Annotated in this window: 14 protein-coding genes and 1 tRNA gene; 1 reads left to right on the top strand and 14 read right to left on the bottom strand. The window is 39.7% G+C overall.

The window, feature by feature from the left end; all coding sequences use genetic code 11:
• Positions 1–8: 8 nt before the first annotated feature.
• From FC30_RS08140 to tpx, 7 genes are all read right to left on the bottom strand, one after another.
• A complete protein-coding gene (locus FC30_RS08140) occupies positions 9–959 on the bottom strand; it encodes a glycosyltransferase family 2 protein (protein WP_010689132.1) in 951 nt (316 codons plus the stop codon).
• Positions 956–1735 carry a glycosyltransferase family 32 protein gene (locus FC30_RS08135; RefSeq protein WP_010689133.1) on the bottom strand — a complete coding sequence of 260 codons (780 nt, stop codon included), beginning with the start codon at positions 1733–1735 and terminating at the stop codon, positions 956–958. The genes FC30_RS08140 and FC30_RS08135 overlap by 4 nt, the downstream gene beginning before the upstream one ends.
• Positions 1732–2751, bottom strand: a complete 1020-nt coding sequence (locus FC30_RS08130) for a sugar transferase (RefSeq protein ID WP_010689134.1) — start codon at positions 2749–2751, stop codon at positions 1732–1734. Before FC30_RS08130 ends, FC30_RS08135 begins: the two co-directional genes overlap by 4 nt.
• Before the next feature lie 15 nt (positions 2752–2766).
• Entirely contained in the window at positions 2767–3639 is an 873-nt protein-coding gene (locus tag FC30_RS08125) for a YitT family protein (protein WP_010689135.1), read from the bottom strand.
• A 227-nt stretch (positions 3640–3866) separates the two neighbouring features.
• On the bottom strand, positions 3867–5633 hold the full coding sequence (gene aspS, locus FC30_RS08120) for an aspartate--tRNA ligase (RefSeq protein WP_010689136.1): 1767 nt from the start codon (positions 5631–5633) through the stop codon (positions 3867–3869).
• 15 nt (positions 5634–5648) lie between these two features.
• Entirely contained in the window at positions 5649–6926 is a 1278-nt protein-coding gene (gene hisS / locus FC30_RS08115; RefSeq protein WP_010689137.1) for a histidine--tRNA ligase, read from the bottom strand.
• Positions 6927–7408: 482 nt separating this feature from the next.
• Complete coding sequence (tpx, locus tag FC30_RS08110; RefSeq protein ID WP_010689138.1) at positions 7409–7909, bottom strand: thiol peroxidase; 501 nt, start codon at positions 7907–7909, stop codon at positions 7409–7411.
• Between the two features lie 619 nt (positions 7910–8528).
• Between tpx and FC30_RS08100 the strand changes: the two genes are divergently transcribed.
• Positions 8529–9209: a hypothetical protein gene (locus FC30_RS08100; protein ID WP_010689139.1), complete on the top strand. Its 681-nt coding sequence runs from the start codon at positions 8529–8531 to the stop codon at positions 9207–9209.
• Positions 9210–9440: 231 nt separating this feature from the next.
• Here the strand turns inward: FC30_RS08100 and FC30_RS08095 are convergent.
• From FC30_RS08095 to deoC, 7 genes are all read right to left on the bottom strand, one after another.
• Positions 9441–9528, bottom strand: a tRNA-Ser gene (locus FC30_RS08095).
• Between the two features lie 97 nt (positions 9529–9625).
• Positions 9626–9961, bottom strand: coding sequence for a hypothetical protein (locus FC30_RS08090; protein WP_010689140.1), 336 nt, complete (start codon positions 9959–9961; stop codon positions 9626–9628).
• Positions 9962–10115: 154 nt separating this feature from the next.
• Complete coding sequence (locus tag FC30_RS08085) at positions 10116–10565, bottom strand: hypothetical protein (protein ID WP_010689141.1); 450 nt, start codon at positions 10563–10565, stop codon at positions 10116–10118.
• Positions 10566–10680: 115 nt separating this feature from the next.
• A complete protein-coding gene (locus FC30_RS08080) occupies positions 10681–11979 on the bottom strand; it encodes a pyrimidine-nucleoside phosphorylase (protein ID WP_010689142.1) in 1299 nt (432 codons plus the stop codon).
• A 16-nt stretch (positions 11980–11995) separates the two neighbouring features.
• Positions 11996–12712, bottom strand: a complete 717-nt coding sequence (deoD, locus tag FC30_RS08075; protein WP_010689143.1) for a purine-nucleoside phosphorylase — start codon at positions 12710–12712, stop codon at positions 11996–11998.
• Between the two features lies 1 nt (position 12713).
• The gene (locus FC30_RS08070; protein WP_010689144.1) at positions 12714–13907 is read right to left on the bottom strand and encodes a phosphopentomutase; all 1194 of its coding nucleotides are present in this window, start codon (positions 13905–13907) and stop codon (positions 12714–12716) included.
• A gap of 12 nt (positions 13908–13919) precedes the next feature.
• The gene (deoC, locus tag FC30_RS08065; RefSeq protein WP_010689145.1) at positions 13920–14567 is read right to left on the bottom strand and encodes a deoxyribose-phosphate aldolase; all 648 of its coding nucleotides are present in this window, start codon (positions 14565–14567) and stop codon (positions 13920–13922) included.
• Positions 14568–14759: the final 192 nt, after the last annotated feature.

Below are 14759 nucleotides of genomic sequence, written 5' to 3'. Positions count from 1 at the left end.
CCTCATTTTTAAAGATAAAATAGTCGATAAGTTAGTGGATTGACACAACGTAAATATAGATCAACTTTACTTTTTTGACGCAAATATGGATTTTTAGCAAAATCTGGGAACCAGATCTTTTTTTGTTGCCAGATCTGATCTAAGAGTTGACGCTTTAGTTGCTTATCTTTTAATTTAACGACCTTGCGCAATAAAACATTTCCTAATAAGTTTCGCACAAAACGATACTCCAATTCAAGATAATAGGTCTCAAAGAGCCCTTTAGTTTGATAAAAATCAATGATATCTTGATAGATCCACAAGATTTCAGCGATGCGTGTCGTCTCACTGTATGAGATCGAAGTTTGGCGTTGTACGTAATAAACTTCACACTCGCTATCAACGGCTACGTCTGTGATATCAGTTAAATAAGTCACTAATTTAAAGAAAAAGTCTTGATCTTCATAGAGTTTTCCCTTGGGAAATTTTACTTTTGTATCTAACAGCCATGTCCGTAAATATAATTTATTCCAAGCGACCACACGTCCACGAATCATATAATCTTTGAGTGAAGCATATTTAGGCGCTTGATCTTTTATCTTTTTATTCGGATATTCCCAATAAAAATCACACTCAACGATCTTCTTGTTTCCTTTTTCAGTTAAGGCGTACATATTCGTCAAAGCATGTGGCGCAAGATAGTCATCTGAATCTAAAAACATGATATATTGTCCAGTTGCATACTGCATCCCAAAATTACGCGCATCCGATAGCCCACCATTTGGCTTAGTATAACTTTTGATGAGCGATGGATATTGGTCAGCATAATTTTCACAAAGCTTAGCCGAACTATCAGTACTCCCGTCATTTACTAAAATAACTTCAAAATCAGTGAAAGTTTGTTTGACTAAGCTTGAGACACATTTTGGTAGATAAGCTTCAACATTATAGACTGGAACGATCACACTGATCTTTGTCATTTACTTTCCCCCCATAACTTCTTGATCCGGCGTTCGAGCGCCCACCAAACCCGCCACAAAAAATTGATCCGCATCCCCCATTTTTTACCAAAACGGCGATTGATCCGGCGCATCTTCTCAATATGGCGTAAATTGGTCGGTGTTTGCCATAACGCACTGTAGTGATGGATGCTGATCGTCTCGGGACTGAGAGTTATCTGCCCCGTTAAAAAATCCATTGGTGCAAAGTAAGTCGTTGGATAGATCGTCACATCCCCCAACTTTTGTAATTTATCTTGACGTTTAAAGCCCAGCTTTTCCAACAATTGCGTGGTATAAACTGGGATCGCGACTGTATTTAACGAACCATCGGCTTTGATAAATTCCAAGTCATTATACATATCGCGTAGCTGCTTTAATAGTGGATGATTTTTTTTAGCTCCAAAACCTAATCCTGGTGCAACTTCAGCCCCACTCTCATTTTCTTCGATCGCAAAAAAAGCATCATTTTCTAAAATGTGGTCTAACGTTTGAAGTAATTCAACATCCGTATCCAAATAGATCCCACCATAGCGGTAAACGACATCAAATCCTAAATAATCAGAGACAAAACTCCACTTACCGACTTTGGCAGCTTGAGCAGTATAGGCTACTTGCTCGACATCATAATTTTCTTCATTCCACTCAATGATCTCATAGTCGGGACAAATTTTTTTCCAACCTTCAATATATTGCCGATACTGTTTAGGCATTTCATTTTGGCCAAACCAACAGTAATGGATTATCTTAGGGATCATTTTGTCACCTCATGTTCTAATTTTGTCACAGCTTCCTTTAAATACGCCCCCGTACGCATCTTATGAGCCACTTTGGCTACATTTTGACACATCTGGTAATACTCTTCTGGTGTCAATTCATTTAGTATCTCATCTAGTTGTGCTAAGTTATCGACAGCCAGTCCCACTTGGTTTTTTACGATAAAATCAGCTAAGGCCGCTTCTTTCCAGATGATGACTGGAAGCCCCGAACTCAGATAAAGTGAAGTTTTATGAGGATCATTATATTTTAAGTAATTTCCAAAGCTACCGTCACAGCGTTCGATACTCGTACCGTCCCAGACCAAGCCAAAATTTTGCGTTAATTTTGCTGGCAATTCATCTGGCGGAAATGAACCATAGTGAGTGATATTCTTGGGATAAGTAGCAGCCTTGTTAGGACCATATAAGGCTAGCGGGATACTGAGATCCAACTTTTGTAAAAAATCGGCTTTTTGTAAATTGCCCGCATAACAAATACTCTTTTCATAAGGGCGATCAGTAGCTAGTTTGACTGGATTAGCATAATCAAAGATCTCTAACACAGTCATTGGCTTAGTGACCCCATTTTCTTTGAGCCAAGCTTTCATTTTTTCATTATGCACGATCAAACCATCACTTTGATTCAAAAATGCGATCTCTTTTTTGCGATAAGCCACATCATCAGCATAAGCACGCAAAGATTCGATATCATGGATCAGATACAATAACTTGGCTTGAGTAAAGCGACGTACACTTTTCACGATCGCCTGATCAGTGCGCTGATCAAAAGACGGATATTGAAAAACCACCGTCTGGGGCTCTAACTTTTTGATCTGACGCGGAATATCCCAAAAACTCTGCTTATAGCTCATAAGTTTAGCTTTTCTAGCCCCTGAAAAATAAAAATTCAGCTTTTTAAAGCCCTCAGTGGCTAAAAAATTTTCAGCATCAACTTTAGCTTTGGGACCAGCTTCATTTTGGCCCTTATCATACATCGAGATTACATATTTTTCCATTGACCGGTTTCCTTTCTATGGCTTTGGTTCGTAGAAATGCCCCATGATATGCACATTTTCTGCAATACTTACAAAAGCATGTGGATCCGATTCTGTCATTGCCTGACGTAATTCGGGTTGTTCATATCGGGAGATCACCGTAAACAAGATCGTCTTTCTATCATGCTTATATGCCCCTTCGGCACCATGAACGATCGTGATCCCACGGCGCATGTGATTTTGAATACAATCGATCACGCTCTTTGGTTTATTGGTCACGATCATGACTTGCATTTTTTGTTGCCGCGTATAGACCATATCCATGACCCGAGCATTGACAAAGATACCTAATGCAGAATAGAAGGCATAAGGCCAGCCATAGACCGCCCCCGCAGCTAAAACGATAAAAGCATTGAAGATGATGTTGATCGTGCCAACACTTTTACCCGTGTGTTTTCTGATCGTCAACCCTAAAATATCCAAGCCCCCAGTAGAGATCCCATTTTTCAAAGCCAAGCCCGTTCCAAAGCCATTGATCGCAGCGCCAAAAAGCGCACAAATTATCGGATCGTGTGTCAGCGTTATCGGTTGAAGTGACTTGATCATAAGTGATGAGCAAAAGACCGCTAAAACCGTGAAAAAGGTAAACCGGCGGCCGATCTGAAACCACGCCAAGATAAAGAGTGGCACATTTAAGATAAAGATCAGTAACGCTGTCGAGAGCTGGACTGGCAAGTTAGCTGTCAAAGTAGCGATCAGCTGAGCTAGACCCGTGATCCCTGAAGAGTAAATATGCCCCGGCTCCCAAAAAAAGTTCATCGCGATCGAAACTAAAACACCGTAAATAAATGCTGTCGAAGCCTTAGCGATATAAACATGGCGTTTCCAAATCTTTTGTAGTTCATCCATTGTAATTAAATCCTTTCAAGCACAAAAGTTATCTCAGCTATACAAGAAACAGATCCGCATTTTTTCTTAAAATTTTTAAATAACTTTACCTTGAAATAATACACCGCTGTTTTTGCTTGTAAACCATTCTCTAAATAATAATACCGCACTTTGGCTTCTGAACAAACCACTTTATGTAAAAAATAGCTTGCCTAAGTAAATACTTAGACAAGCTATCAAATAATAAATTAAGCCTTATCTTCTGGGACTTCAGTCGTTAGATAAAGTTCATCCAATTGCTTATCTGCCACTGGACTTGGAGCATGTGTCAACGGTTCAGAAGCCTTGGAGTTCTTAGGAAAGGCGATCACTTCACGAATATTATCTTTACCAGCTAATAACATTGCAAAACGGTCTAACCCAAGTGCTAAACCACCGTGTGGAGGGAAACCAAAGTCTAAGGCGTCCATGAACCAACCAAATTGTTCTTTGGCACTTTCTTCTGTAAAGCCTAAAGCCTTAAACATCGCTTCTTGCACACTACGTTGGTGGATACGGATCGAACCGCCACCTAATTCATAACCATTCAACACGATGTCATAGCTTTGTGCATGGCATTTATGTGGGTCAGTCGCTAATAACTCAAGATCTTCTTCATTTGGCATTGTAAATGGATGGTGAGCAGCAATATAGCGTTCGAATTCTTCACTGTATTCAAATAGTGGCCAATCAACGACCCAAACAAAGGCAAATTGTGACTTATCGATCATGTCTAATTCTTTAGCAATAGCTACCCGAAGATATCCAAGTGCATCAGCCACGACTTTTGGCTTATCAGCCACAAATAAGATCATGTCACCTGCTTTAGCACCACTAGCTGCTAAGATCTTGTCTTCGCGTTCTTTAAAGAACTTAGCGATCGGACCAGTTAGGCCTTCATCTGTAACTTTGAGCCACGCTAATCCCTTAGCCCCAAAGCGCTTGATGTACTCTTGTTTTTCATCGATATGCTTACGTGAATACTTATCGGCTCCACCAGGAACAGTGATCGCTTTGACTTGTCCACCGTTTTCTAATGTGCTGTCAAAAACTTTAAAACCAGCCCCGGCGACTGCATCAGCCATGTTCGTCAATTCCATACCAAAACGCATGTCTGGCTTATCAGAACCAAAGCGATCCATTGCTTCATTCCATGTGATCCGCTTGATCGGTGTTTCTAATTCTACACCTAAAGCATCTTTCATTACGGCTTTCAACAAGCCTTCTGTCATCGTTTGGATCTCTTCAGCTGTCATAAATGACATTTCCATATCGATCTGGGTAAATTCTGGTTGTCGATCCCCCCGCAGATCTTCGTCACGGAAGCAACGTGCGATCTGATAGTAACGATCCACGCCAGCGCCCATCAATAATTGCTTGAACAATTGTGGTGATTGTGGCAAAGCATAGAAGTGTCCTGGGTAAACACGCGATGGAACTAAATAGTCACGCGCTCCTTCTGGCGTTGAACGTGTTAGATATGGTGTTTCGATATCCAAGAAATTGTTTTCATCCAAGTAACGGTGAACTGCTTGTGTGATCCGATTTCTGATCTTCAAAGCTTTCAACATTTCTGGACGTCGAAGATCTAAATAACGATATTGTAAACGCAGATCATCAGAAGCGTTGATATCGTCAGAAATATCAAATGGTGTTGTCTTAGCTTCGTTTAAAACGGTGATCTTAGAAACTTCAACTTCGATCTGACCCGTCTTCATGTTAGGGTTAGCGTTAGCACGTTTAACGACCTTCCCTTCAACTTCGATCACATATTCACTCCGGATATTTTCAGCGATCTCAAGTGCTTCAGCTCCGAATTCTTGACTAAAGACAAGTTGGACGATCCCTTCACGATCTCGAAGATCAACGAAGATCAAGTTCCCAAGGTCGCGGCGCTTTTGGACCCAACCCTTTAAAACTACTTCTTGTCCTAAATATTTTTCATCAACTAAACCTGCATATGTTGTACGTTCCATGTCTATCCTTCTTTCTTAAGCTAATAGGCCAGCAAAGTTAGCATAGATATCCGCTAACGAAACGCTGATCTCTTCGCCAGTTTCCATACTCTTTAAGTTAGCTTTTTGTTCAGCTAATTCAGTTTCACCTAAAGTCAAAGTATATTTTGCATTCAAGCGACTAGCTGTTTTAAATTGCCCCTTAGGTTTACGATCAAGGTAATCACGATCGGCGCTAAAACCTTGGTGGCGCAAGCTTTGGACTAATTTTAACGTTTCAGCATTGACACTTTGACCGATCCCAACAACATAAACATCAAGGGGATCTTCAAGTTGTAAGCCATTTTCAGTTGCATCTAAAACTAATAACAAGCGTTCAACCCCTAAACCAAAACCGATTCCCGGTGTTTCAGGGCCACCGAGTTGTTCAACTAAGCCATTGTAACGACCACCGGCACACACGGTCGTCCACTTGCCACCAAAGGCTTTCGAATCGCTCATGATCTCAAAGATCGTATGATTGTAGTAATCTAAACCACGCACCATATTAGGATCGACTTCATACTTGATCCCTAGATCATCTAAGAGTTTCTTTAGTGTTTCAAAATGTTCTGTTGCTGCAGGTGTTAGATAATCCAAGATCGATGGTGCATCAGCTACGATCTCTTGATCTTTTTTATCTTTACTATCTAAGACCCGCAACGGATTTTTGTGCAGACGTTCTTTGGAATCATCTGAAAGTTGATCGGCAAATGGTTCTAAATAGTCGATCAAAGCTTGACGGTAAGCTTGACGTGATTCATTATCACCTAAAGTATTCAATGCTAACTTCAAGCTATCTAACCCAAAGCTTTCCAAAAGATCGATAGCCATTGCGATCACTTCAACATCTAAAGCTGGGCTGTCAACGCCAAAAGCTTCGACCCCGATCTGATGAAATTCACGTAAACGTCCAGATTGTGGCCGTTCGTAACGAAACATCGGTCCCATATAGTAAGTTTTGACGGGTTTTTGCAACTCAGGACCGTATAATTTATTTTCAACAAAGCTACGTACCACTCCGGCAGTTCCTTCTGGCCGTAAAGTGATATGCCGTTCACCTTTATCATAAAAGTCATACATTTCTTTAGTTACGATGTCAGAGGTTTCACCCGATGTGCGAGAAAAAACTTCGAAACTTTCAAAGATCGGAGTCCGCATTTCATGGTAACGATATTTTTTAAATAGTTCACGAGCCTTAGCTTCAACATATTGCCATTTTGCTGATTCAGCTGGCAAAATATCGGCTGTGCCCTTCGGACGTTGGTATTTCATGGATTTCCTCCTAAAAATGTCCCGGTAACAAAAAAGGCCCTTGTTGAATTGTTTCAACAAGGGCGCAAACAGCACGGTACCACCTTAATTTATCACTTTAGGATAACGCACCTATCTGCGGCATACTCTCATATGCACCTCAAGAGTCGTCTTTCACTTGAGCCTGATCGACGGATTTCCAGCAACCTCCGCTCTCTGGACGACAAACTCAAATTACTCATCTCTTTAAACCGGTCTGATATTATACTATTCAGCATAATATTAACCAGCTTCAAAGTCAAGCCTATTTTAGTTTTTATTAGCCACTACGACCCCTAACAAGAAAAATACCAAAAGAAGCCATCAAAGCTTTAGTAACAAGCCTAAGAAGGCTAATAAGACCACACCTAAAATCACAAAGGCAAAGATCGCTATACATCCCCTAAGGGCACCATCAGTGACTTTAAAAAGTAACCATAGTACAAGTAATAATCCGAGAAATTTTAGCATTGATCCAAACTATCCAAAAATTCTAAAGCTTTAGCATAATTTGGTTCATCCGATTGTTCTGTCAATAATTCTTGATAGAGAACTTTGCCTTCAGTATCGACGATCCAAATACTGCGTGCATCGATCCCTTTTTCTTCAACATATAAGCCCATAGCTTTACCAAATTCAGCCGTGGCATCGGATAAAAGTTCAAGTTTGGCCACACCTTCAGCGGCACACCAATTCTTTTGTTGCTCTAAGGTATTGGTCGAGATCGTATAAAAATTAATATTATTATAATTATCAACTTCTTGATTGAAACGTTTTGTCGAGAGGCTGCAAACACGGGTGTCGATATCAGGTACGACACTGATCAAACTTACCTTAGTAAAAAGCTGCGTTCCAGTTTTAACGGTATCAGCTGCATCTTTTACAGTAAACGCAGGCAATTTTTCACCGACTTTTACGGGAGTTCCATTTGTTTTTGTTGCAACACCATGAAAAAGAATTTCCATTTTAAAATACCTCCAACATTTAAATTACTTCTATTTAAACATACTGGTACTAGAAAGCAAATTTTTTGCTTGATCTATGTAATTCTGCGCAAATTTATTATTGCTGTAGACATGGTAATTTTTATTGACAAGTTACAATTTGCAGATGTTTTTTATTTTCTTTTAAAACTTATCTCGTAATTAGTTGAAATACCGCCCCTTTTAGTAATGTGTATCATTCATGATAATATATGTCATCTGAATACTTGTTAAAAATGTATTCCTTGGTTTAATTATGATAATATAATAAATGTATTAAGGTATTTAAAAAATAAGATTAATATTTTTGCAGTTGAGCTTTCAACTTATAGCCTGAAAGCTGCTGAATATGTAAAACCAGAACAATTATTACGTGATTACAATATTCCAAAATAGGCTAAACGTTATATGGACTGGATTACATTAAAATAATGCTGGTCTAAGTTCGTTCAACTTTATTTATCCATCCATTTTTTGTAAGCCCTATCATTTTTCGTTAAGTAATTTTTTGAAGTTTATATTTTAAGTAGATCATAGAGTTACATTTGACCAAAGAACTGATGTCGTAAAAAGCTGAAATAATAAAAAGGAGATTTACAATATGTATAAAAGTATTAAAACTATTAGTCTGCTACTTCTATCAGCCTTAACATTGGCTGGTTGCAGTAACACAGTTGATAATTCAAATAAATCAGCCTCGTCTTCCAGTGCTAAGGTAAAGAAAAATAGTTCTTCTCGAGATAACAAAAAGGTTACTGCTGGAGAACTTTTAAAAGTGGGACAATGGCATGATGATCCAACTAGTGGAAAAGTAACTTTAGAGCGAATCGTTTCACCAACAAATGCTGAAATTAACTACGGTCCCATGAACTTTAAAATTAAAAATATTAAGTTATTAAAATACGAGCCTAAAACAGACCAGCAAAAAGAACTTATTTCCACCACTTTTGATTCCGCCAACGTTACCTCACCATCATACGTTATTCAAGTAACTTATACATTAGATAATTCATCTGACTCTGAACTCCAGTTTAACGGTATAAAGTCATTAGTTCCGAATTATGGTCAACAGTTAAGTATGGGTAGTGGGTTGATTGATGAAGGTGTAGGATCTGCAATTGCTGCACATGCACATAAAGACGAGCATGCACAAGCACTTATTAATTCTGATGATGTTTCTAAACTAAATCAACTTACATTCAATCTAGACTCCATTGCTAACACCGACACCTTTGAAACAGTTGCTGACGCTCCTGAGTCATTAACTATCGATTTTAAATAAAACATAGTTCCCGTCCTCTGTGGCGGGTTTTAAAACTAAAATGGACTCTAAAACACAAGTCGAATCATCACTTCACTAGTAGCGATATGATCTTAGCCCTAGCCACAAAACCTATGAACAAATATACACAAAAAACCATCTGATAATCACCAGATGGTTTTCATATTTCCTCTGTGGGGGACATTTGGTGGGCATAACAGCCCTAACCCCTTGACATAACAGGTATATTTAAGGAGAGTACAGGATTTGAACCTGCGCGCCGGTATTAGCCGGTTCGCCGGATTTCGAGTCCGGTGCATTACCACTCTGCCAACTCTCCATAACAAAGAATATTATAGCAACTTCACTTTTAAATTGCAACAATATTCAAAAAAATATATACTTAAAATTCTATTTTTATTCTTTCAATTCTAAACTCAGTATCTAAAAATAAAATTCCTTAGCTTCCACCAAACATATTCGAAGCCATTTTTTAGCCACCAATAACCATCCCCAATTCTGTTGATCACTCTTTGTTCCAAATTGACCTTGATGATATCGATCTCTTTGACCTGGGTCTCAGTGATCGTTTTGGTCGGAAAAGTAACGACACACCTCCGCTCGCGCTTTTTAGTCAAGATGATTCCCCAAGTACCATCTGGTGTATCTTCTGGAAGCGCAAACCCAAAAACATGACCACTTACCCACTTCCCATCTGCTAAGATTATCCGTATATATCTGTCCATATACTTCTCTAAATACTCCGGTACCATACTATTTTCCCCCAAACTATATTGATATGGCCCCCATTTTCCTTCTTTTTAGTAAGATACACAAGAGCTTTGGACAATTTCTTAGCAAACTACTATTATCTATAAGTTTTAAATACAAAAAAAGCATCATTGCTGATACTTTAAAATGATCATTTTAACTTACTGCTTGCAATGTTGCCTGTAAATATTGGCCCACATAACCATCATTATTGAAGTTTTCTTCAAGTTCATCCAACGAGACCATCTCACTTTTAGTGAAATCATCTGGCAACTGCTCCAATAAATTTTTATGTACATGCTCGATATGATGGCGCGTGATCTTGATAAATTCCGAGTGAAATAAGAGATTGACCTTATAATCAGGTTTTGATAGACCTGTATTGGGAAAATGATACGTTACATTAAAACGCGTAAATTTTCCCTCATGAAATCTCACTTCTGGCCGTTCGACACGATCTTTGATATCGATTTTAGCTTTCACACACGGTAAAGCTGGTTGCCACAACTTAAAATATTGTGGATACCTAACATGAACTAAATAAATATCTTTTCGTTGTTGATCTACATAAAAAACGTTATTCAACGTCAACTCATATAGTTTCAACTCTGTTTCCTCCCATTTTTCAATGTGATAATTATCTTAATATGGATCACTAAATTATGCAAATCAAAAAATAGCATTGTTAAGCCTTACATCCCTAACAATACTATCTTATCTGCTATTTGATTATTTCATGGATCAACGGAACAGCATTAGTCTTCTCACCGATCTCGATATTATCTAAGATCAATTTTTCAACTTGCTCAATGTCTTTTTGATCACTATAGACGGTCACTAGCTCCTCATCTTTTTCAACCCGATCACCGACTTTTTTGTGCAAGCGTAGACCGACCGCATAATTGATCGTATCTTCTTTACTTTGACGACCACCGCCAAGTAGCATACTTGCTACCCCTAATTCATCAGCAGTCATTTTAGAAATATAGCCTGCCTTAGGAGCTTTGATCGTGATCTGATATTTTGCCTGTGGCATCAAACTATAATCATCGATGATATTGCGATCGCCACCTTGCGCTTCGATCATATCGCCAAATTTTTCAAGAGCTTTACCGTTGACTAAAACTTCGATCAGCATTTCGCGTGCTTGCTCTAAAGTTTCTGCTTTTCCAGCTAAAACTACCATCTGACTTCCTAATGTTAAGACAAGATCAGTGATGTCTTTAGGTCCATTACCCTTTAAGATCTCGATCGACTCTTCGATCTCAAGCGTATTTCCGATCGTATTGCCTAATGGTTGATTCATATCAGAGATAACTGCCATACAACGCATTCCCACGTTTTTACCGATCTCGACCATCGCTTGTGCTAAGGCCTTAGCTTTCTCTTGGGTCTTCATGAATGCACCTGAGCCCGTCTTAACATCTAAGACCAACGCATCAGTGCCAGAAGCGATCTTCTTACTCATAATGGAACCAGCGATCAATGGGATCGAATCGACCGTTGCAGTAACGTCACGTAAAGCATATAATTTCTTATCTGCGGGCGCGATATTGCCGGTAGCACTGATGATCGCCAAGTTGATATCTTTAACTTGCTGGATAAATTCAGCTTCACTGAGTTCGACCTTAAATCCTGGTATCGCTTCTAATTTATCCAATGTTCCTCCAGTATGTCCCAGACCACGACCCGAGATCATCGGGATCGGAATATCTAACGCAGCGATCATCGGAGCTAAAGGGATACTGGTCTTGTCCCCCACACCACCAGTTGAGTGTTTATCGACCTTGATACCTGGGATCAGCGACAAGTCGACCTCATCACCTGAATGCAACATCTCTAAAGCAAAGGTTGCTTGTTCCTTAGCTGTCATCCCATTGAAATATGTTGCCATCAAAAAAGCACTAGCTTGATAATCTGGGATCTCGCCTTTAGTATAACCCTCGATAAAAGTGTGTAGCTCTTCTTTTGTCAATTCTGCTCCATTACGTTTGCGTTCGATAATATCTACCATTCGCATTGTAGCTCCCACCTTTCTACGCTTTAATTTGTGAAACTGCAGCTTCGAGCGCAACTTTCACCATATCGTTGAATGATCGTTCACGCTCAGACGCTGGTGTTGACTCGCCACTTATAATATGGTTACTGATCGTCAAAACAGCTAAAGCCCTTACATTATACTTTGCTGCGATCAGATATAGGCCTGCTGCTTCCATCTCAGCCCCTAGCACCTTGTATTGGATCAATTTTTCCCGATCAATCTCATCATTATAAAAACGATCCTCTGAGATGATATTACCGACCTTAACTGCGATCTGCTCTTTTTTAGCTGCAGCATATGCATGATTGAGCAAACTAAAATCAGCTGTAGGCGCATAATAAAGACCACTGCCAAAAGTATTTTGAATGATGGCCGAATCAGTCGTTGCCGATTGCGCTAAGACGACATCTCTAACTTTTATTTCGGGTGCCATTCCACCGCATGTGCCGACACGGATCAAGATCTCACACTCGTAGTAATTGATCAACTCTTCGGCATATATCAAAGTTGAGGGGATCCCCATCCCTGTTCCTTGGACCGAGATCTTTACGCCTTTATAAGTTCCTGTATAACCCAATGCATTACGAACTGTATTGTAACAGATCGGATCTTCTAAAAACGTTTCGGCAATATGTTTGGCCCGTAAAGGATCACCTGGTAGCAAAACGATCTTAGCAATATCACCTTTCTTGGCTTCAATATGTTCACTCATCTTAATTCCTCCGTAAATCGGCTAAAAAACTCTTACCGTCCGTTTTATTTGGTAGCGCAAAATTATCTAAGATCGTTGCACCTAGATCAGCATAAGTATCGCGGATCCCTAACGAACTACCCTTAGAAAAACTTGGTGAGTAAGCTAATAAAGGCACATACTCACGGGTATGATCGGTCCCTTTAAATCCAGGATCGTTACCATGATCAGCTGTGATCAGCAATAGATCGTCAGCTTGTAAATTCCCCAGTAGCTCACCCAAACGTTCATCAAATGCTGCCAACGCTTTACCATAGCCTTCACGATCACGGCGATGACCATACATCGCATCAAAATCGACCAAGTTCGTAAAACACAGACCTGTAAAATCTGTTTTAGCAACTTCGATCGTCTTAGTCATCCCGTCATCATTACTTTCAGTGTGTATCCCCGTATCGATCCCTTTACCTGAAAAAATGTCGTTCGTTTTCCCAACTCCGATAACTTCAAAGCCAGCTTGACCCAACATATCCAGGACTGTATCTTTTGGAGGGACTAACGTAAAGTCATGGCGGTCAGACGTTCGTTTAAATTCGTTTTTATCTTTGCCAACATAAGGACGCGCAATAATACGCCCGATGTGATATTCATCGATCGTTATTTCTCTAACATATTTACAGATCCGATATAACTCATCGAGTGGGATGATCGCTGTATTAGCTGCGATCTGTAAGACCGAATCACCTGAGGTATACACGATCAAGGCCCCAGTTTCTAACTGTTCCTCACCGTATTTAGCGATCACTTCAGTCCCCGAGATCGGACGATTGACGATCACTTTACGTCCACTAAATCCTTCGATCGCCTTGATCAAGGGTTCGGGGAATCCGTTAGGGAAAAAGCCCAGTGGTTCAGTAACTGGCAAGCCCATCATTTCCCAGTGACCGTCCATACTATCTTTTCCAGCCGAGATCTCTTGCATCTTACCATAGTAAGCTAGTGGGGTTTCAACTGGTAAAACACCTGTTAATGGCGAATCAGCCCGAATATTGCCCAAACCTAAAGCCGTTAAATTAGGTAATTTTAATTCACCATTCCAATAAGAAGTGATGTGGCCTAGAGTATCAGAGCCTTCATCATCAAATTTAGCCGCATCTTTAGCAGCACCGATCCCTACTGAGTCGATCACTAATGTAAATACACGTTTAAATCGCATTCCATTCACACCCTAACTATTAACGATCTTGATCCCTGCACTTGCACCTAAACGTGAAGCTCCAGCCTCGATCAAGGCTAAAGCTTCTTCTTTGGAATGGATACCGCCAGAAGCTTTAACACCGATGTCTGGTCCAACAGTCTTTCGCATCAATTCAATATCAGCTACTGTTGCGCCACCGGTCGAAAAACCAGTGGATGTTTTAACGTAGTCAGCTCCAGCTTCTTTTGACAATTCACAAGCTTTGATCTTTTCTTCATCGGTCAATAAGCAAGCTTCAATGATCACTTTGACCAATTTATTTTCTGCATGACACGCATCAACTACTGCTTTGATGTCTGCTTTGACCGCATCGTAATGTTTAGCCTTTAGCTCGCCGATATTTAACACCATATCAAGCTCATCGGCTCCATCAGCGATCGCTTCTTTAGCTTCACTGACTTTGATACTGGTCTTATTAGCGCCCAAAGGAAAACCGATCACTGTACAGACTTCAACGTCACTATCAGCTAAACCCTGAGCTACTTTTTTGACCCAATATGGATTGATACAGACTGACGCAAAGCCATATTCTAACGCTTCAGAAATTATCTTTTCTACTTGTTCTTCGGTTGCATTTGGTGCCAAGATCGTGTGATCGATATATTTTGCTAGATCCATAACTAATTCCTCCAAAAATATAAATTTTATATTATGAATACGCTTACAATATAACATTTAACTAATACCCTTGTAAAATAAACAGCTTAATTTTTAGGAAAAATTACTGAATATTTTATTTTTAAAAAAACGAACTAACTAACGAGATAAAACCACCAATGAGTAAGATCGCTAGGACAAGCATCATTTCAA

Origin of the sequence: Ligilactobacillus animalis KCTC 3501 = DSM 20602, assembly GCF_001434535.1 — a bacterium.
GTDB classification, from domain to species: domain Bacteria; phylum Bacillota; class Bacilli; order Lactobacillales; family Lactobacillaceae; genus Ligilactobacillus; species Ligilactobacillus animalis.
Note: the sequence above shows the minus strand (reverse complement) of the source record. Positions and strands in the feature narration are given on the sequence as shown.